The organism is Streptomyces sp. NBC_00358 (assembly GCF_036099295.1).
In the GTDB taxonomy this organism is placed as follows: domain Bacteria; phylum Actinomycetota; class Actinomycetes; order Streptomycetales; family Streptomycetaceae; genus Streptomyces.
This window is the reverse complement of sequence record NZ_CP107976.1, coordinates 5,352,671-5,370,480: the sequence shown is the minus strand read 5'-3', so window position 1 is coordinate 5,370,480 and position 17,810 is coordinate 5,352,671. Positions and strand designations below refer to the sequence as shown.

The following is a 17,810-nucleotide window of genomic DNA, read 5'->3' as shown; positions in this document are numbered from 1 at the left end:
GGTGGATCAGCCGGTGGCCGAGCCCGGCCTCCGGCACCCCCCGCCGCCCCGCAGGACCCGCAACACCCGCAGCAGTACCCCCCGTTCCCGCAGCAGGGGCAGCGGGTGCAGCCCGTGCCCGGAGGGAACTCCCGCGGTCGACGGCACCACATCCGAGGCACGCGGGGAGAACGCGATATGCCTCGATGCGCCGCACACGCGCCCCTGAACGGCCGTGGGGCTCCCGGTCCGGTCAGTCGTCGGACTTCTGCTCGTGCCGGTAGATGCCCCGGGCCAGTTCCTGCAGAATCGCGTGCTCCGTCTGCCCGGTGTCCTTCGCCATCTTCCGGAGCAGCAGGGCGCACAGGGCCGCGGAGCCGTCCATCATGGTCTCGGCCGCCATGGGGTCCTCGCGTCGCCGCTCGGCCACGTACGCCGTCAACATCTCGTTCCCGGAGACGTAGGCGGTCATGAACTCGATGCCCGTGCGGATGCGGTCGTAGTCGTTGCTCATGGCCGAACCGTGGCACATCGATCCGGAGTTGCGCCAAAACGACGTGGGGGCCTCACCCGGACTCCCGTGAAGCCCCCGGCCGAGGCGCCGGGGGCTTCCTCCAGGACTCGACCGGCCGGCGGGGTCAGCGACGCGACCGCGCCACCCGCCCTGGCGGGATCGGAACCGGCGTGCCGTGTCCCTCCTACGCGGCACCCGTGACGTCGGGTGCGATGAAGCGCCGGTGCAGCGGACTGAAGCTGGTGTCGGGCGCACCGGTCATGCCGGCCTTCTGGATCGCCGGGCCGAGCCGTTCGGCGAAGAAGGCCTCGAACGCCTCCTGGGATTCCCAGACATCGGTGACGTGCAGTCCCTGGGCGTCGAACCAGGCCACGTGCATCTGACCACCGGCCGCCGGAACCTGCTCCCAGTCGACCGCGTCCCGCACCGTGTCGTACTGCTCCGGCGTGACTCCCGCCCAGTGCATCGACATCACCATCGCCATGTCCAGCCCCTTACCGCTCGAAGTGGTGCGCGCCGTTCTCGGACCAGCAAACATCCACTCGCCGCCGCTCACACCTCCACGACGGCCAAAGGCGTTCCCCCGCCGGTGGCGAGCACCGGGATCGTTCCACCCGCCGAGCCGTGCCGGACAGAGCGTGCGGAGGCACACCGGCGCCCGCGGAGGGCCTCGTACGCTCGCTGAGGTCCCGCACTCCGGGGCCGGTCAGGGCGATGCCAGGCGATGATCCGGGGGCCGGTGATCCGAGGGCGTCGCCGCCCGGCGGAGCAATGCCGGGGCCAGGGTCAGTGTCACGGTGATCGAGGCGGCGGCCATCACCGTCATCGCCGTTGCGGGTGAGGTGAGTTGGGCGACTCCGCCCGCCAGTGCGGCGCTCACGCCCTGCATCGTGAGCATGCCCGCCGTGTGGAGCCCGAGGCCGTGACCGCCGATCTCGTCGGGGATGAGCGCCACCAGGCGTTCCTGCTGGATCAGGCTCGACCCGAAGCCGACCGAGGCGACGGCGACGAGACCGGCGGCCACGGCCACGCCCGGACGGAGGACGAAAAGCAGGTAAGGCGTCGCGAGCAGGAGCAGGAACGGGATGCCCAGCCGGGCGCGCACCCGGGGCGGCAGCAGGCGGCCGGTCGTCACGTCCCCGGCGAACATGCCGAGCGCCGCGAAGGCGAACAGCGCGCCGGCCCGGCTCGGCGCGTACGACACGTACAGCGATTCGCAGCCGACGACCAGGCCGTTCGGCACCCAGAGCAGGAGATAGAGGGTGCGGCGTTCCGGTGAGGAGAAGAGGCGGGCGTTCGTGCGCCAGGTCCGGGCGATGGACGGGCGGCCCGAGGCGCGGGGTGCGCGGGGTGTCAGGCCGAGCCGGGCGGTCAGGGCCGCCGCGAGGTACAGCCCGGCCGCCAGGACGAGCGTGACGCGCGGGGACAGCAGGGCGACGAGGACGCCACCGGTCGCGTATCCGGTGATCTGGGCGATCCCGCTCATCATGTTGAACACCGAACGCCCCAGCAGATAGCCCTCCTTGGCGAGGATCTCGTTCAGCAGGCCCCACAGGACCCCGCCGCCGAAGGACTGGATCAGGCCGAGGAGCAGGAGCAGGGCGAAGAGCGTCCGGATGGGGAGCCCCGGGATCGCCATGGCCGCCGTGCCGAGCCCGAAGGCCAGCGCGATGCCCGCCACCGTGGCGCGCGGCGGCAGCCGGTCGGCGGCCGAGAGCAGGGTGGTCGCGCCGACCATCTGGGCGAGCGAGGGGCCGAACATGCTCAGCGCCGTGAGCAGCGGTGAGGCGGTCGCCCGGTACACCAGGGTGCCGAGCGCCAGACCGCTCACCGTCGAGGCGGCCGTTCTGAAACAGGAGGACAGGAACAGCGGGGTGAACTCCCGCGTGCGGAAGAGCTCGGAGTAGCTGCGCATGCGCGGAGTCTGAGGGGGCGTACGGGCGGCCGATATTGTTTCGCGCACCGGCGAAACGTCCAGGGATACGGGGTGGCGGTATGGGCTGGTGGCAGGTGAACGCCGACACGCTCGCCGGGAGCCGGTTCGTGCTGTCGCCGCTCGCCGAGACGTTCGCCTGTCTGAAGCTGCTGCACGCGGGGGCCGCCACGCACCCCGGTGAGCGCGCCTGGCTGGGCGTCCATCTGCCGGCGTACCGGAAGCGGCTGGCCGCCGACCCCGTCACCGCGCTCCTCGTGCGCTGCGGGCTCGGGCCGGAGTGGATCGCCGACTTCCTGACCCCGACCCCGTACGGCGACGAGACCTTCGAGGCCGAGGTCGCCCGGGTGCGGGAGGCCTCGCCCCAGGAGGCCCGCGCGCATCTCGCCCGCTCGGTGGGCGGTCCGCTGCCCGCCCGTCTCGCGGACCGCGACGACCTGCCCGAGCGGGCCGCCGCGCTCCTCACCGCCGTGTGGGAGGAGTCCGTACGCCCCGACTGGGAACGACGGCGACGCGTCCTGGAGGCCGATGTGGTGGCACGGACCGCTCAGTTGGGCCAGGGCGGCTGGGCGGCGGCGCTGGACGGGCTGCGGCCCGGGACGCGCTGGCTCGGCGGCAACCGGCTCCAGGTCAACCTCCACGAGTACCCGCCGCGCGAGATCTCCGGCGCCCGGTTGCTCTTCGTGCCCGTCACGCCGAAGGCCGGCTGGGTGTCCTGGGAGGAGTCCCGCCGCTACGCCGTGGTCTACCCGTGCACGGGGGCGCTGGCCGACGTACGGGCGGCCGCGGTGCCGGAGGGTCTCGGGGCGCTGCTCGGGACGGCCCGCGCCGGTGTCCTCGTGCTCCTCGACTCACCGCTGTCCACCAGCCAGCTCGTCGCCGTGACCGGGCAGGGGCTGGGCTCCGTCGGCCGGCACCTGCGGGTGCTGCTGGACGCGCGGCTCGTGGAGCGGCGACGGGCGGGACGGTCGGTGCTGTACTCGCGGACGGCCGCCGGTGAGGTGCTTGTCACAGCGCAGCGGGAGGGCCCGGCCGGCGGGACCGGCGGACCCGTCACCTACCGGAGTTAGCATCCGCTTATGACTACTGACAACTCTGTGCTCGACGTCGAGATCGGGGCCCTCCAGGGGGGCTCCGCCGATCTTTCCCAGTACGCGGGCAAGACCGTCCTCATCGTGAACGTGGCCTCCAAGTGCGGTCTCACCCCGCAGTACGCCGGTCTTGAGCAGCTCCAGGCGCGCTACGCCGCCCAGGGCTTCACCGTCCTCGGCGTGCCCTGCAACCAGTTCCTCGGCCAGGAGCCCGGCAGCTCCGAGGAGATCGCCGAGTTCTGCTCCGCGACCTACGGCGTGACCTTCCCGATGACCGAGAAGGTCGAGGTGAACGGCGACGCGCGGCACGGGCTGTACGAGCGTCTGGTGGGCACCGCCGACGCCGAGGGCCACTCCGGCGACATCCGCTGGAACTTCGAGAAGTTCCTGATCGGACGGGACGGCACGGTCGTCGGCCGCTTCTCCCCGCAGACCGAGCCGGAGTCGGCGGAGCTCGTCTCCGCGGTCGAGAAGGCGATCGGCTGAGCCCCAGCCGTTGACCTTGCCCCAGGGGCAAGGGAGAGCGTCCCTGTCACCGGGCGGAAGGCGCCCGGTGACGGAGGATGACAGGGTGGACAAGGACCTGCTCACCATCGGCGCGTTCGCCTCGCGGGCGCGGCTCTCGGCGAAGGCCCTGCGGCTGTACGACCGGCTGGGGCTGCTGCCCCCGGCGTACGTCGACGAGGTCAGCGGCTACCGCTACTACCGCGCCGGGCAGACCGAACGGGCCCGGCTCGTCGCGCTGCTGCGCCAGCTGGACATGCCGCTGGCGCGGATCGCGGACGTGGTGGAGGCACCCGGCGGCGAAGCCGCCGCGCTGCTGGCCGCGTACTGGGACGGTGCCGAGGCGCGGTTCGCCTCGCAGCGGGCGCTCGCCGGCTACCTCCGTGGACGTCTTTCCGGGAGGAGTTCCGAAATGAACGAGAAGTTCGTCGTCGAGACCGCCGAGCTGCCCGAGCAGGTCGTGCTGGCCGAGAAGCGGCACGTCCTGGCGCCCGAACTGCCGGTGTGGATCCCCGGCTCGCTGGGACGGCTGGAGGAGGGCGCCCGGGAGGCCGGGGGCGTCACGGGCCCGCCCTTCGTCGTGTACCACGCCGAGGTCAGCACGGAGAGCGACGGGCCGGCGGAGGCATGCGTGCCGGTCACCGACGAGGCCGCGGCACGGGCCTGGGCACAGGGTCGGGGCCGGGCCACCGGGGCCGAGGTCCGGGTCGAACCGGCCCGGCGCATCGCCTTTGTCCGCATCAACAAGGCCCAGGTCGCCCACCCGCAGATCCTGGCCGCCTTCGAGGCGGTCGAGAGCTGGATCACCGGGCGGGGGCTGTCCGTCGACGGCCCGTGCCGGGAGATCTACTTCGCCGACTGGGACGCGGCGGGACCCGAGGACGCGGTCTGCGACGTGGCGTTCCCGGTGAAGTGAGGCCAGGGCGTGGCGCGGCTGCCGCGCCGCGCCCACCTTCGTGTGGTGCAGCGCCCACCTTCGTGTGTCATTGCGGCGCCGCACCCGGCAGCCGTGTACGAGTGGGAGTTTCGGTGGTCTCGTCCCCTCTCGGGAGTTCGCTGTGCCTTCTGTCGCTTCCTCGGTCAACGTTCTCCTCCCGGCGCCGGGAGGCGGGGCAGCCACGGAAGTGGCGGAGCGCCGGCTCTCGTGGGAGGGCTACGCGTACACGGCCCGGATCGCCCGGTACGGCACCCCCGTCACCGAGCCGCTGCTCGTGCTCGGCGGGTCGGACCAGACGCGCTACTCGTGGATGCGCCACGAGCGGTGGCTGGGGGAGCTCGGGACGGTCGTCACCGTGGATCTGCCCGGGTTCGGGGACGCGGACTTCCTGCCCGTCGAGCACGGGATCGACTTTCTCGCCGAGTGCGCGGGACACATGCTGCGCGAGCTGGCGCTCGGCCCGGTGAACCTGTACGCCGGCTGCTACGGCGGGGCGGTCGGCCTCCGGCTCGCCCAGCGGTATCCGGAGCTGCTGCGCCGGGTCGCCGTGCAGGGGATGTCGGACCACATTCCGGTCTGGTTCGCCGAGGCGCTGGTGGGATGGGTGCGGCTCCTGGAGGAGGGACGCGTCGAGGAGACCGCCGAGGAGTTCGTACGGTGCTTCGTGCCACCGCCCGGCGACCGCACCGTACGCAAGCACGCGGCGCTGACCCGGCTGATGTACCAGCAGTTCGCGGCGCAGACCCCGCGCGACGTCGCCGTGACGGTCGAGCGGAACCGGCGGCTGCTGGCCCACGAGTGGTACCGGCGGGCGCCCGTCCCCGCCGTCCCGTATCTCGTGTTCACCGGCGAGCACGACACGCTCACCACGCCCGACCTGGTCCGCTCGGTCGCGGCGGACCTGCCGGGCGCGTGTTTCACCACGCTCACGGAGTGCGGCCACCTGGCCCATCTCCAGCGGCCCGAGGACCTCTGCGACCTGCTGGTCCGGTTCTTCCGCGACGGGCGGCCGGAGGACACGGGCCTGCCGTACTGCGGGCCGTTCGAGCGGTTCTAGTGCCCGCCCCGGCACGGGTGGCCGGGGCTCAGTGCAGTTCCTCCGGGCACGGTGTACCGCGGGGGAGCTGGTACGGCGCCGCGATCCGGTAGGTGCCCGGCTTCGGGGCCAGCAGCTCCGTCCACTTGTCGCCCGCCGCGGTCTCCTGGGTCGGCATCAGACAGCCGTTGAGGTTGTCGTACGTCTTCACCGCGCCGTCCGCCCCGCCCTTCGACGCCTTCGTCTCCTGCGGCGGCTTCAGGCTCTTGCCCTTCGCGTCGACGATGCTCAGCCACGGCGAGTACGGGATGCGGATGAGGATGCGGCCCGCCTCCTTGACCTCGATGGTCAGCTCGCCCTGCTCGGCCAGGTCGACGACGGCGTGCGGCTCGGCGAGCGGGGTGGGGTCGGTGACGGTGAAGAGCTGCCAGTTGGCGTCGCCCCAGATCTGCCGGAGGTAGGGCATGCCCCGCTGGACGAGTTCGCGTTCGCGTTGGCCGCCGTCGCCGTCCGGCTCGCCCTTGGGCAGCACGACGTAGCGGACGGCCCAGCGCTGGAGCCACTCGTGGTAGTTCGCGGAGTTGAGCGTGTCGTCGTAGAAGAGCGGGTTGCGCTCCATGTCGGCCTGGCGGTTCCAGCCGCGGGCGAGGTTCACGTAGGGGGCGAGGGCGGACGCCTCGCGGTGCGAGCGGGCCGGGACCACCTCGACGCGGCCCTTCTCGGCGTCGACCACCTGGAGCTGGTTGACGAGCGGGGCCAGCTCGCGCGCCCAGGACGCCGCCGGGGTGGTGTGCAGGATGTCGTCGACCGTCTTGAAGCCGATCCACCCGTTGAACCCGACGAAGGCGATGACGACGGCGTACCACTTGCGCGACTTCGGCACCGTGAAGGGCAGCGCGGCGATCAGGGCGACACCCGCGAAGAGCATCGCGAGGCGGGTGATGTTCGAGCCGATCTGGGAGCTGATCAGCCAGACGAGCACCACCGAGAGCCCGTACACCGCGGCCGTGATCCGGACCGTCGTCCACTCCTTGGGGACCAGGAAGTAGACCGAGACCGCGCACGCGAACGGCAGGATGACCGAGAAGAAGGTCATCGGCTGGGTACCGGAGAAGGGGAACAGCCAGGCCGAGATCGCGACGACGAGGGTGGGCGCGATCCCGAGGGCGTAGGCGCCGGGGCGGCGCTTCTGGAGGAACAGAGCCGCCGCCAGCAGCCCCACGAACAGTCCGGCGACCGGCGAGGCGGCCGTCGCGAGCGCGGCGAGCGGCGCCGCGCACAGGGCCTTCGCCCAGCGTTTGTAGCGCCAGCGGTACGGCCAGCAGAAGACGACGGCGACCGCGGCGAGCGCGAACACCGTGCCGAGGCCGTACGTCACCCGGCCCGAGATGGCGTTGCAGAACAGCGCGAAGACACCCGCGAGCGCCGCGGCCATCGGGTTCCGGACCACCCGGCTGCGGATCAGGATCATCGTCAGCAGGCCGGCCGAGAGCGTCCCGGCGATCATCATCGTCGTCCGGACGCCGAGCACCGACATCAGATACGGCGACACCACGCTGTACGAGACCGGGTGCATTCCGCCGTACCAGGCGAGGTTGTACGCCGAGTCCGGGTGCCGGCCGACGAACTCCGCCCAGGCGTCCTGCGCCGCCAGGTCACCGCCACTGTTCGCGAACGTGAAGAACCACACGATGTGGAGCACGCCGGCGAAGGCGATGGAGACCAGGACGGGACGGCGGTCGAAGAGGTTCAGCCGCGCCCGGTCACCCGGTGCGAGCGGCTCGGTCCCACCTGGACCCTCGGTGTCGCTTCCGTCACGGACCGCCTCGCGAGTGCTGCCGTGCGGCGGTATTCGCGGGCCTGTTCCGGTGTCCGGATCGGCGTCGTCGGCGTGTGTCGGCTCCGCTGTCGCCACTGCAAGGTTCTCCCCGTGTCCCGTTTCGCGTTCTGGGCCGGGACCCGCGGCTCGCGAGCAGCCCCGATTGTCGCGACGCTAGCACGCACTCCGCCGGACGGCGCCCGGGTGGGGCGCCGTCCGGCGGAGTGCGGTGCGGGTGCTGTTCCCCGCCGTACGTCACCGATGCGTGCGCGCGTACGCCATCGGTGACGGTGTCCGCTCAGCCGACGCGGGTCAGCTTCGCGCCGAGGCCGGGCTCGGCAAGGTCCGACTGCAGGGCGACGGGGATCTTCACGGCGCGGCTGGAACCGTCGCCGACCGTCAGCTCGCCGACGACCTCGCCCGCCTTGCCGGTGTGCGGGACGGGGTTCTTGCCCTCGCCGATCGACAGCCGGGTCTTGAGTCCGGGCCAGCCGACCGCCGTCATGTTCTGGGTGGCGACGACCCGGGTCCGGCCCCCGAGCTGGTCGTCCACATAACCGACGACCTGGCCCTTCTTCACCACCGTGGCGGTGATCAGGCTCTTCTGGACCTTGTCGATCAGCTTCTGGCTGTTGACGAGCGCCAGGTGGAGGCTGTCCCAGACCTTGCCGGTGCCGGCGTCCTGGTTCATCACGGCGCCGTAGATCGTCTGCACCTTGCCGTTCACGTTCTTGGTCGCCGCCCACACCAGGTTGCCGCCCGCGGGGGTCGACGAACCCGTCTTCAGACCGATCACGCCGACCTGCTGGACCAGCAGGTCGTTGTTGTTGTAGATCGGCTTGTCGAGACCGGGGATCTTCGCGCTGGCCATCCCGACGACGCTGCGGAACACGTCGTTCTGCATCACCTTCTTGGCCAGCTTGATCTGGTCGGTGGCCGTGCTGACCGTCGTCTTCTGCAGACCGCTCGGGTCCGTGTACGTCGAGTTCGTCATGCCGAGGTCCTTGGCCGCGGCGTTCATCTTGGCGACGAAGCTCTTGCTGTCGGAGTCCCAGCGGGCGAGCAGCCGCGCCACGTTGTTGCCGGAGGGGATCATCAGCATCTGGAGCATCTGGCGCTCGGTGAACTGCTGGCCCTTCGACATCGCCGCCGTCGACTCGTCCGGCAGCTTCGACTCGTCCTCGGCCTGCTGGTCGACGGTGATCTTCTCGCCGTCCTCGTTCCCCTTCAGCGGGTGCTCCTGAAGGATCACGTACGCCGTCATGATCTTGGCGACGCTGGCGGTCGGGGCGGGGGTCTGCTTGCCGTCGGTCCCCAGGCTGCCCACGCCGTCCACCTCGATCGCGGACTGGCCCTGCCCGGGCCAGGGCAGGTCGAGGGTGCCCCCGCCGAAGGTGTACGTCCGGTCGGCGGTGAGCGCGAGTCCCGGGGTCGGCAGCGGACGGAAGGCCTGCGCGACTGCAAAGATCACCGCGAGCAGCAGGACCAGCGGCGTCCAGATCTTGACCCGCCGTACGAGCGTCCGGACCGGGGTCTGCGGCGGCGGCGGAGTGTTCGTCAGCTCGGCGAGCAGGTCCAGCGGGGGCTTCGGCGGGAGCGGCAACTGGGTGGTGCGCTCGGGGCCGACCTGCGGCAGCGCGGCGGTGGCCGCCGCCGGCCTGTCGACGGGCTTCGCGGTGGGGGCGGGGGCCGCGGCCCGCGCGGTGGGGGACGCCTTCGCGGCGGGCTCGGGATCCGGGGCGAGTGCGGGGGCCGGGGTGGGCGCGGGCTTGGACCGCGCCGCGGCGGCCAGGTCGTCGAGCCGGTTGAGCGGGACGAACTTGCTGGTGCGCACGGGAGTACCGGCGGACTCGGCACCCCGCTCCTCGTCCGCGGGCCGCCCGGAGGGCTTGTCGGAGGGCTTGTCAGAGGCCTTTCCGGCGGGCGCGTCCGTCGGTCCGGCGGCGGGCTTCCCGGTGGCCGGACGGCGGGTGGCTCCGCCCAGCTTGAGCATGGTGGTGGGCTGGTCCACGGCCGGCGGCCGCGGAGCCTTGAAGACGGCGGTGGGCTGATCGACGGGGGGCTCGGGCGCGGAGTCCGCGTCCGGGGTCCCGTCGGCCGCCGCGTCCGGGGTCCCGTCGGCCGCCGTGTCCGGGCTCTCGTCGGCCGCCGTGTCCGGGCTCTCGTCGGTCCCGGCGTCGGAAGCCTCGGCTGTCGCCGTGTCCGAGGTCTCATCGGCCTCGTCGGCCGGGGTCCCGTCGGCGGGCGTGTCCGGGATCACGTCGGACTTCGCGTCGGCGGGCCCGGCTGACGCGGTGTCCGAGATCTCACCGTCGTCGGCGTCCGGGGCCTCGTCCGCCGCCGAGTCCGGGCTCGGGTCGGTGGAGTCGGTGGTGTCCGTGGAGTCGGTGTCGCTGCCGGCCACGGGCCCGGAACCGGCGGCGGAATCGGTCCCGTTCCCGCCCTCGGTCACGCGCTCGGCCTCGGTGGCGTCGGACGCCGTGCCGGACTCGTCCGCGGCCCGGTCCGCCGCGGGAACCTCGTCGGAGACGGCCTCGGGCGCCTCGTCGGCGTCGGCGTCGATATCGATGTCGGGGTTGAGGTCGGCGGCGACCTCCGCGTCCGTGGCGGACGCCATGGACGCGGCGTCGGACGCGTCGGACGTGTCCTCGGCTCCCCCGGACGTCGCGGCCCCGCCCGGCTCCTCGGCGGACTCCGCCGCGGAGTCGCCGTGCTCGGCGTCGTCCGTCGGGTCGGCACCGTGAGCGTCCCCTGCGGCCCCGTCGGTCCCGTCGGCGTCCCCGGAGGCCCCGTCGGCGGCCCCGCCGGTCTCCTCGGGCTCGCCGGCCCCATCGGCGCCGTCCGGGCCGCTGGCGGCCCCGTCACGGCCCCGGGGCCCGGCACCGCCCTCGGATCCCGCGTCCGTGCCGGTCGCGCCCGCCGGAGCGGGCTCGTCCGATCCGGCGACCCACGCGGCCACCGCCGCGCGCAGCCGGGTGTCGCCCACGGCGCTCCCGCTCCCGGCGGCGTCCGCCTCGTCGGCGGGCTCCGGGCTCAGCTCGGCCTCCGCCGTACGGGACGCCTCCGCCGTACGGGAGGCCTCCGCCGACAGCGCCTTCGTGGAGAACACCGCCGTCGCCTGATCCACCCGCACCGTGGCGGCCCGCTCACGGGCCATCGCCATTCGGGGGTCTGCCGAAGCCGAGCTCTGGGCCGACGCCGACGCGCCCGACCGCGCCGGACCCGGAACCGACGCCGGGGTCACCGGCGTCGCTTCTGCCGACGACGCCGACGACTCGTGCTGCTTCGACCTGTCGGGGGACTCGCCCGCCACCGATGCCTCCTCCATGCGGCGCACGCCCTCCGCGCGCCGAAACGAACCGTCAAACCCTTGAACCGCCGCCCGGACACCGCTGTCCGAACCATGTACCAGTGTCCTGTGTGGGGGCTTGACCCCTGCGGTAGACGAGAACGACATACCTGCCGGTTCCCTCATATTCCGGTCACGCGCCCTCGACAGACCAATGTGAGAGGGGTCACCCTGTCATTCATCCACGCGGGGAGGCATGGATGGGCAGGAGCCGCAGAACAATTCCGGAGGAGCTTCTGTTGCTGGCGTTGGACCCGGCCACGGGTACCACCGCGCAGCCGCAGTCGCTCGACCTCGGTCTGGCCGGAGCACAGCTAGTGGAGCTGGCGCTGGCCGGACGGATAGCCCCAGACGGGGATCGTATCGCCGTGGTGGTGCCACGGCCGACTGGAGATCCAACACTGGACTGTGCGTTGGAACTGCTTCGCCGACGCGGAGCACCCGTACGCGCGGTCAACTGGATTGGCGGACCCCGCCTGGGGCTTCGCCAGACCTACCTTTCGCATCTGGAAAGGTGCGGCATGGTCCATGCCGTGGCCGGCCAGATGTGCGGGGTGCTTCCGACAACTCGCTACCAAGCGACGGACACGGATATCAGCCGGGAGATCAGAACCCGGCTGGACAACGCGATCCGCACCGGCGTCCCGCCGGACCCGCGGACCGCGGCGCTCGCCGCGCTGGCCCATGCGGTCGGACTCGGCAAGCACCTGTATCCGGGGAACGAGGGACGTTCGTCCCGCTCCCGGCTGCGGGACCTGATCAGGCACGACCCCATGGGCGGCCTCGTGGCACACGCCGTGATGGACGTTCAGAACGGTGTGGCCGCACAGCCGCGCCGCAGCCCGGCACCGGCAGGCCGTCCGGCCACCGCCGGAGTCAGGTCGGCACCGGAGACCGCGCGCGGTATTCCGATGCAACCGCGTCATGGTTCGATGGCGCGCGCCGTGGCCCACTGAGCCGCAGTCCCACGGCGGCCCGTACGACCGCAGTGCCCGCACGACCGCACTGCCGGCAGTACCGCAGCACTCGCACCGCCGTATGACCTGAGCGCCGCACCGCAGTCCCCATGATCCGGTTCGGGAGCCGCAGGCTCGCGCGGGGTGGCTGAGACCGTACGTCCGGACGACGACACGGTCCCAGCGCCCCGCGCGGCCGCATTCAGGCGGTCGCTCCACCGCCTTCGGTGTCTTCCGATGCCGTCGATGCCGTCGATGCCGTCGATGTATCCGATGCCTCAAGGGAGTTCGCGGGCTCCGGAGGGCGGCGCGCGGCCGCGTATACACGCAGATTCTGCGAACTTGCGGCCACCCAGCGCATATACGCCGTTTCCCAGCGGTAGAAAGCACCTTGGTGGCAATCTGCTCAACAGCAGATACGCAAAGTACAGGCCCGCAGCCGGAGGTGCACGTCCCGTGGCGTCAAGTGTCAATCCCACCGTCCGGCGGCGCCGGCTGGGCCAGGAGCTGCGCCGGCTCCGCGAGCTCAAGGGCATGACGGCCGAGGAGGTCGCCGAGCGCCTGCTGGTCTCGCAGTCGAAGATCAGCCGGCTGGAGAACGGCAGGCGCAGTATCAGCCAGCGCGACGTCCGCGATCTGTGCGGGGTCTACGAGGTCGAGGACCACCGGATCGTCGACTCGCTGATGCAGATGGCCAAGGACTCGCGCCAGCAGGGCTGGTGGCACTCCTTCGGCGACATCCCGTACAGCGTCTACATCGGGCTGGAGACCGACGCGGCGAGCCTGCGCGTGTACGACCCGCAGGTCGTCCCGGGTCTGCTCCAGACCCGGTCGTACGCGGAGGCCCTGATCGCGGGGGCGCTGCCGGAGACCGCGCCCGCCGACATCGACAAGCGCGTCCAGGTGCGGCTGAAGCGGCAGGAACGAATCTCCGCCCCGGACAACCCGCTTCGGCTGTGGACCGTCCTCGACGAGTCCGCCCTGCGCCGCGCGGTCGGCAACCGCTCCCTGATGCGCGAGCAGCTTGAGTACCTGGTCGAGCAGTCCCAACTGCCGCACGTCACCGTGCAGGTGATCCCCTTCGACATGGGGGCGCACCCGGGCCTGAACGGCCAGTACGCGATCCTGGAGTTCCCCGACGCGGCCGACTCCAGCGTCGTCTACATCGAGGGCGTGACCAGCGACCTGTACCTGGAGAAGGCGAACGACGTCCAGAAGTACAGCGTGATGTACGAGCACCTGCGGGCGCAGGCCCTGAACGTGGAGCAGTCGCGCCAGTTCATCGCGGACATCGCGAAGGAATACGCGCGCTGAGCGGCCCGGTGAGAGTGCCCCCGCCGACGAGGTGCCGGACCCTACACCGTCGGCGCCCCGGCATGGAAGACCCCAATGGAATATGCCATCCGGTCGAGTGAATAGTCGCTTCGCCAGCCGATGTTGGCGAGTAGCGTCGATCACGCCACCGAGCAACAACGTTGGCGCAAACCGGACCGCGGGTTTCCTGACGGATCCGCAGTCCGGTGACAGCGCGTCGACGGCTCCGTGGCGGCAACTCACCGAAGAACGACTGCTTTCTGGAGCGATCATGGCAATTCAGCAGGGCGCCACCGACATGTGGACCAAGTCTTCCTACTCCACCGGCAACGGCGCCTGCGTCGAGGTCAAGTCCCCGGTTCTCTCGGCGATGGCCGTACGGGACTCCAAGGTCCCCGCCGGGCCCACGCTCGCCTTTCCCGCGGACGCGTGGAACACCTTCGTGGCCGAGGTGAGCCGAGGGGCTTCCGACCTCGTCTGACACCACATGCCCCGACACAACTTCATACGCTCCACCGAAAGAGCCCTCTCGACCGGCCCGCCGTCCTGGCCGAGGGGGCTCGGCCTCTTTTTTGGGAGGCTCGGTTCGCCTCCGGGGCGCAGAGGCCGGTGTCGGGAAGCCGACGCGCCCCTTCGGCTCACTCGCCGTAGGGCGCCCTTCTAGCGCAGGCGGTCCACGTAGGTGTCCGTTCCCGGGACGGTGGGGATGAAGGGGGCCACCAACTCCACTCGCCCGAGGCCCGATTCGGCCACCGCCTCGTCCAGGCCGGTGAAGTGCGCCTCCCAGCACTCGCGCGGGTCCGCCTCCAGGAACCACAGCAGGGTCAGCCGCGTATCCACGCCCTCGACCTGCTTGACGTAGGTCATCCGGTCTCCGGGGAGCGGGGTCGGCCGGAAGAGGGTCACGAGGGCGGCGGGCGAGCCGGTCAGCCGCCGGGGAAGGTGGCGGGAGCGCAGCCACTCCAGCAACTCGTCCCGCCGGCCGGCGGATTCGGCGTCCACGACCTCGACCACGAGACCCGCGTAGGGGTGGTCGAGAGCGTGGAAGTCCCGGGGGCCCGCGGCGCCGTCGCGGTAGACGGTGGCCTCGTGGTCCTGGAAGGCCGTGAAGACGTGCGTACGGTCCTGGTAGACGCGGCCGTCGCGGTTCAGCCGCCTGTTGATGCCGACGGTCCACCTCATGTGGTCGTCGTAGCGGCCGTCGGTGACCCAGTAGGTGGAGAGGTAGCAGCCCGCGGTGACCGGCTGGGCGACCGCCGACTTCTCCGGGTAGCGCAGCAGTTGGAGGTCCCGGGTGGCCACCCAGCGGCGTCCGGCGTACATCCAGGGCATGGCCATCGCGCCCGCGTAGTAATGATCGTCCTCGTACCAGCGGTTGTAGGCGTACTCGTGGCCCGGGTGCGGTTCGACCATGGTGATCAGGGCGTGGCCCGGGTGGACGCCGTAGGGGCCGAGTGCGGCCAGTTCCGCGTAGGTCTCGCTGCGGGTCTCCTCCGACATGACGAACCCCTTCCTCGGTGGAACGTGCGCGGGACTTCCTTCCTCCGCCGGACGCCCATACTCTGACGCCCCGTCAGACAATGCGCCAGAGCTGGGGAGGCCTCGGATGTCACTGCTCACCGGCAGGACCGTGGTGGTGTCGGGTGTCGGGGCCGGGCTCGGTCATCAGGTCGCGGCGGCCGTGGTGCGCGACGGGGGCGACGCGGTGCTCGGGGCGCGCACGGAGGCGAATCTGGCCAAGTCGGCGGCCGAACTCGACCCGGACGGGGCGCACACGGCGTTCCGCGCGACGGACATCACCGACGAGGGGCAGTGCGAGGCGCTGGCGGCCCTCGCGGTCGAGCGCTTCGGGCGGATCGACGCGGTGGTCCATGTCGCCGCCTGGGACAGCTACTTCGGCGGTCTGGAGGACGCCGACTTCGCCACCTGGCAGTCGGTCATCGATGTGAACCTGCTCGGCACGCTGCGGATGACCCGCGCCTGCCTGCCCGCGCTGAAGGAGCGCGGCGGTTCGGTCGTCATCATCGGCACCCAGTCGTCGGTCGCCGCGCCGAGCCAGGTGCGGCAGGCGGCGTACGCGGCCTCGAAGGGGGCGCTGACGAGCGCGATGTACTCCCTGGCGCGGGAGCTCGGTCCGCACCGGATTCGGGTCAACACCGTGCTGCCCGGCTGGATGTGGGGCCCTCCCGTCGAGGCGTACGTGCAGTTCACGGCGTACACCGAGCAGGTGCCCGAGGCGGACGTGCTGCGACGGCTCACCGAGCGGATGGCCCTGCCCGAGCTTGCCACGGACGGGGATGTCGCGGACGCCGCGGTGTTCCTGGCGTCCGACCGGGCGCGCGCGATCACGGGGCAGTCGCTGCTCGTGAACGCGGGCGAGCTCATGAGGTAGGCGATACGGCCGGAGCGGCCCCCTTTCCCGGGCGCACGGGACCCGCATCCCGTACGGCCGTCGACGTGTCGTGCTGCTGTGGGTCTGGCGAAGTGCCCGCTCATGGTGTGGTCCACGTCACGAGCGCGACAACAGCCCTACGGGTAAAGTAGAGGCAAAATCGTTCTGCTTTCTGATCTGTGTTCATATCTGTGATCGCGCAAGGTCTTGACCGGCCGGTCGGACCAGCGGTTCAATCCCCCAAGTCCCCGCTCCCGCACGGGGGCCCCGCCCTCCCCCGAAACCTCGGCACCGTTCGAGCAGGGGGACCCATGCGTACTGGCGAAGTGCCGTCCGGTATCTGCAGGTTCACAAGGCGGACCCCTGGAGGGGGCACATGAACGGTCTCGACTGGGCCGTCCTGATCGCGTACTTCGGTGTGATGACCGCGATCGGTGTCTGGTCCCACAAGCGCGTGGACGATGTCAGCGACTTCTTCACCGCGGGCGGCAAGATGCCGTGGTGGCTGTCCGGCATCTCGCACCACATGTCGGGCTACAGCGCGGTGATGTTCACCGGCTACGCCGGCATCGCGTACACCTACGGCATCACCTCGTACGTGACCTGGGCACTGCCCATCGCCATCGGCGTCGCCATCGGCGCCAAGGCCTTCGCGCCCCGGCTCAACCGGCTGCGCTCGCGGCTGCACGTCGCCTCACCCCTGGAATATCTCAAGGACCGCTACAACGTGCAGACGCAGCAGGCGCTGGCGTGGTCCGGCATCCTGCTGAAGATCGTGGACGTCGGCGCGAAGTGGGCGGCCATCGCCACCCTGCTCAGCGTCTTCACCGGCGTCACGCTCACCCAGGGCATCCTCATCACCGGTTGCATCACGGCGGTGTACTGCACGATCGGCGGGCTGTGGGCGGACGCGCTGACCGAACTCGGCCAGTTCGTCATCCAGCTGCTGGCCGGACTGTCGATGCTGGTCATCGCGCTGAACAAGATCTCCGACCAGGGCGGCCTCTCCAAGGCGCTGGACTCGCCGAAGCTGCACGGTCACGCGAACGGGTTCGCCGGGCCCTATCTGACGGTGTTCTTCATCGCGTACCTGTTCATCAAGCTGTTCGAGTACAACGGCGGCATGTGGAACCAGGCCCAGCGCTACATGGCCACCAAGAACGCCAAGGAGGCCACGCGCTCGGCGTTCCTGTCCGCCGGGCTGTGGTTCGTGTGGCCGGTCATCCTGTTCATCCCGATGTGGCTCTCGCCGCTGCTCGTCACGGCGCAGAAGCCGGACGGCTCGGACGCGTACGGCCTGATGGCCGACCAACTGCTGCCGCACGGGCTGCTGGGGCTGGTCGTCGTCGGCTTCTTCTCGCACACGATGGCCATGTGCTCCTCGGACGCGAACGCCATCTCGGCCGTGTTCACCCGGGACGTGGTGCCGGTGTTCTCCCGGGCCGCGCGCGCCTGGGACACCCGTGCGGGGCTCATCGCGGGGCGCGTCACCACCGTCGCCTTCCTCGGCTTCTCGATGGCGGTGGCGACCCAGGTCAACTCCCCCACGTTCAAGGACATCATCACCGTCGTCATCAAGTGGGTGGCCGGGCTCATGGGACCGATCGCGATCCCGTTCATCCTGGGCCTGCTGCGGCCGTTCCGCAGGTCCGGTCCGACGGCGGCGCTGACGAGCTGGGCCTGCGGTCTGCTCGCCTTCTTCTTCGTCAACTACAACCTGGACTTCTCCCAGCGCACGGACGTGAAGCTGGAGTACCAGGTCTCCGTCCCGATGGTCATCTCCCTCGTCCTGTACATCCTCATCGGCCTGCTGAAGCCCGAGGACACCCCGGAGCGGGACGCGGTCATCGAAATGATCAACACGGACGACGACGGGTCGGCCGCCGTCGCGATCCCGGCCCCGGCGGGGGCCCCGGACGAGGTGGTGGGCACTCCCGTGACGGACTAGACGGACTAGACGGACCAGACGGACCAGCGGCCCGGCCG

At 71.2% G+C, this 17,810-nt stretch carries 15 protein-coding genes; 9 read left to right on the top strand and 6 right to left on the bottom strand.

What is annotated here, in order from left to right; genetic code table 11:
• Nucleotides 1-232: 232 nt before the first annotated feature.
• The 3 genes from OHT01_RS22800 to OHT01_RS22790 all read right to left on the bottom strand — a co-directional run bounded on the left by OHT01_RS22800 (nucleotide 233) and on the right by OHT01_RS22790 (nucleotide 2,408).
• Nucleotides 233-493, bottom strand: coding sequence for a hypothetical protein (locus OHT01_RS22800; protein WP_328554977.1), 261 nt, complete (start codon nucleotides 491-493; stop codon nucleotides 233-235).
• Nucleotides 494-677: 184 nt separating this feature from the next.
• Nucleotides 678-977, bottom strand: a complete 300-nt coding sequence (locus OHT01_RS22795; protein ID WP_328554976.1) for a hypothetical protein — start codon at nucleotides 975-977, stop codon at nucleotides 678-680.
• A 222-nt stretch (nucleotides 978-1,199) separates the two neighbouring features.
• On the bottom strand, nucleotides 1,200-2,408 hold the full coding sequence (locus OHT01_RS22790) for an MFS transporter (RefSeq protein WP_328554975.1): 1,209 nt from the start codon (nucleotides 2,406-2,408) through the stop codon (nucleotides 1,200-1,202).
• An 80-nt stretch (nucleotides 2,409-2,488) separates the two neighbouring features.
• Here OHT01_RS22790 and OHT01_RS22785 point away from each other — a divergent pair, with 80 nt between their 5' ends.
• The 4 genes from OHT01_RS22785 to OHT01_RS22770 all read left to right on the top strand — a co-directional run bounded on the left by OHT01_RS22785 (nucleotide 2,489) and on the right by OHT01_RS22770 (nucleotide 6,015).
• On the top strand, nucleotides 2,489-3,496 hold the full coding sequence (locus OHT01_RS22785; protein ID WP_328554974.1) for an ArsR/SmtB family transcription factor: 1,008 nt from the start codon (nucleotides 2,489-2,491) through the stop codon (nucleotides 3,494-3,496).
• A 9-nt stretch (nucleotides 3,497-3,505) separates the two neighbouring features.
• Nucleotides 3,506-4,003, top strand: a complete 498-nt coding sequence (locus tag OHT01_RS22780) for a glutathione peroxidase (RefSeq protein WP_328554973.1) — start codon at nucleotides 3,506-3,508, stop codon at nucleotides 4,001-4,003.
• A gap of 67 nt (nucleotides 4,004-4,070) precedes the next feature.
• The gene (locus OHT01_RS22775) at nucleotides 4,071-4,937 is read left to right on the top strand and encodes a MerR family transcriptional regulator (RefSeq protein WP_328554972.1); all 867 of its coding nucleotides are present in this window, start codon (nucleotides 4,071-4,073) and stop codon (nucleotides 4,935-4,937) included.
• 142 nt (nucleotides 4,938-5,079) lie between these two features.
• Entirely contained in the window at nucleotides 5,080-6,015 is a 936-nt protein-coding gene (locus OHT01_RS22770) for an alpha/beta fold hydrolase (RefSeq protein ID WP_328554971.1), read from the top strand.
• Nucleotides 6,016-6,043: 28 nt separating this feature from the next.
• On the opposite strand, the gene OHT01_RS22765 is transcribed toward OHT01_RS22770, so the two are convergent.
• Both OHT01_RS22765 and OHT01_RS22760 read right to left on the bottom strand, forming a co-directional pair.
• Nucleotides 6,044-7,909, bottom strand: coding sequence for an MFS transporter (locus OHT01_RS22765; protein ID WP_328554970.1), 1,866 nt, complete (start codon nucleotides 7,907-7,909; stop codon nucleotides 6,044-6,046).
• Between the two features lie 202 nt (nucleotides 7,910-8,111).
• Complete coding sequence (locus OHT01_RS22760; RefSeq protein WP_328554969.1) at nucleotides 8,112-10,976, bottom strand: D-alanyl-D-alanine carboxypeptidase; 2,865 nt, start codon at nucleotides 10,974-10,976, stop codon at nucleotides 8,112-8,114.
• Between the two features lie 386 nt (nucleotides 10,977-11,362).
• Here OHT01_RS22760 and OHT01_RS22755 point away from each other — a divergent pair, with 386 nt between their 5' ends.
• The 3 genes from OHT01_RS22755 (at nucleotide 11,363) to OHT01_RS22745 (ending at nucleotide 13,913) form a co-directional block, all read left to right on the top strand.
• Complete coding sequence (locus tag OHT01_RS22755; RefSeq protein WP_328554968.1) at nucleotides 11,363-12,118, top strand: GOLPH3/VPS74 family protein; 756 nt, start codon at nucleotides 11,363-11,365, stop codon at nucleotides 12,116-12,118.
• Between the two features lie 456 nt (nucleotides 12,119-12,574).
• On the top strand, nucleotides 12,575-13,432 hold the full coding sequence (locus OHT01_RS22750; protein ID WP_328554967.1) for a helix-turn-helix domain-containing protein: 858 nt from the start codon (nucleotides 12,575-12,577) through the stop codon (nucleotides 13,430-13,432).
• A gap of 271 nt (nucleotides 13,433-13,703) precedes the next feature.
• The gene (locus OHT01_RS22745) at nucleotides 13,704-13,913 is read left to right on the top strand and encodes a DUF397 domain-containing protein (RefSeq protein WP_328554966.1); all 210 of its coding nucleotides are present in this window, start codon (nucleotides 13,704-13,706) and stop codon (nucleotides 13,911-13,913) included.
• A 179-nt stretch (nucleotides 13,914-14,092) separates the two neighbouring features.
• On the opposite strand, the gene OHT01_RS22740 is transcribed toward OHT01_RS22745, so the two are convergent.
• Complete coding sequence (locus tag OHT01_RS22740) at nucleotides 14,093-14,932, bottom strand: hypothetical protein (protein WP_328554965.1); 840 nt, start codon at nucleotides 14,930-14,932, stop codon at nucleotides 14,093-14,095.
• Nucleotides 14,933-15,038: 106 nt separating this feature from the next.
• On the opposite strand from OHT01_RS22740, the gene OHT01_RS22735 reads away from it, so the two are divergent.
• Together OHT01_RS22735 and OHT01_RS22730 are read left to right on the top strand one after the other, a co-directional pair.
• Nucleotides 15,039-15,824: an SDR family oxidoreductase gene (locus OHT01_RS22735; protein ID WP_328554964.1), complete on the top strand. Its 786-nt coding sequence runs from the start codon at nucleotides 15,039-15,041 to the stop codon at nucleotides 15,822-15,824.
• 376 nt (nucleotides 15,825-16,200) lie between these two features.
• On the top strand, nucleotides 16,201-17,772 hold the full coding sequence (locus OHT01_RS22730) for a sodium:solute symporter family protein (RefSeq protein WP_328554963.1): 1,572 nt from the start codon (nucleotides 16,201-16,203) through the stop codon (nucleotides 17,770-17,772).
• The last annotated feature ends 38 nt before the right edge of the window (nucleotides 17,773-17,810 follow it).

What these genes read in the sequence shown, in the direction of transcription:
- OHT01_RS22800 (WP_328554977.1), bottom strand. Translation starts at nt 493, where the DNA reads ATGAGCAACGACTACGACCGCATCCGCACGGGCATCGAGTTCATGACC.
- OHT01_RS22795 (WP_328554976.1), bottom strand. Translation starts at nt 977, where the DNA reads ATGGCGATGGTGATGTCGATGCACTGGGCGGGAGTCACGCCGGAGCAG.
- OHT01_RS22790 (WP_328554975.1), bottom strand. Translation starts at nt 2,408, where the DNA reads ATGCGCAGCTACTCCGAGCTCTTCCGCACGCGGGAGTTCACCCCGCTG.
- OHT01_RS22785 (WP_328554974.1), top strand. Translation starts at nt 2,489, where the DNA reads ATGGGCTGGTGGCAGGTGAACGCCGACACGCTCGCCGGGAGCCGGTTC.
- OHT01_RS22780 (WP_328554973.1), top strand. Translation starts at nt 3,506, where the DNA reads ATGACTACTGACAACTCTGTGCTCGACGTCGAGATCGGGGCCCTCCAG.
- OHT01_RS22760 (WP_328554969.1), bottom strand. Translation starts at nt 10,976, where the DNA reads ATGGCGATGGCCCGTGAGCGGGCCGCCACGGTGCGGGTGGATCAGGCG.
- OHT01_RS22755 (WP_328554968.1), top strand. Translation starts at nt 11,363, where the DNA reads ATGGGCAGGAGCCGCAGAACAATTCCGGAGGAGCTTCTGTTGCTGGCG.
- OHT01_RS22745 (WP_328554966.1), top strand. Translation starts at nt 13,704, where the DNA reads ATGGCAATTCAGCAGGGCGCCACCGACATGTGGACCAAGTCTTCCTAC.
- OHT01_RS22740 (WP_328554965.1), bottom strand. Translation starts at nt 14,932, where the DNA reads ATGTCGGAGGAGACCCGCAGCGAGACCTACGCGGAACTGGCCGCACTC.
- OHT01_RS22735 (WP_328554964.1), top strand. Translation starts at nt 15,039, where the DNA reads ATGTCACTGCTCACCGGCAGGACCGTGGTGGTGTCGGGTGTCGGGGCC.
- OHT01_RS22730 (WP_328554963.1), top strand. Translation starts at nt 16,201, where the DNA reads ATGAACGGTCTCGACTGGGCCGTCCTGATCGCGTACTTCGGTGTGATG.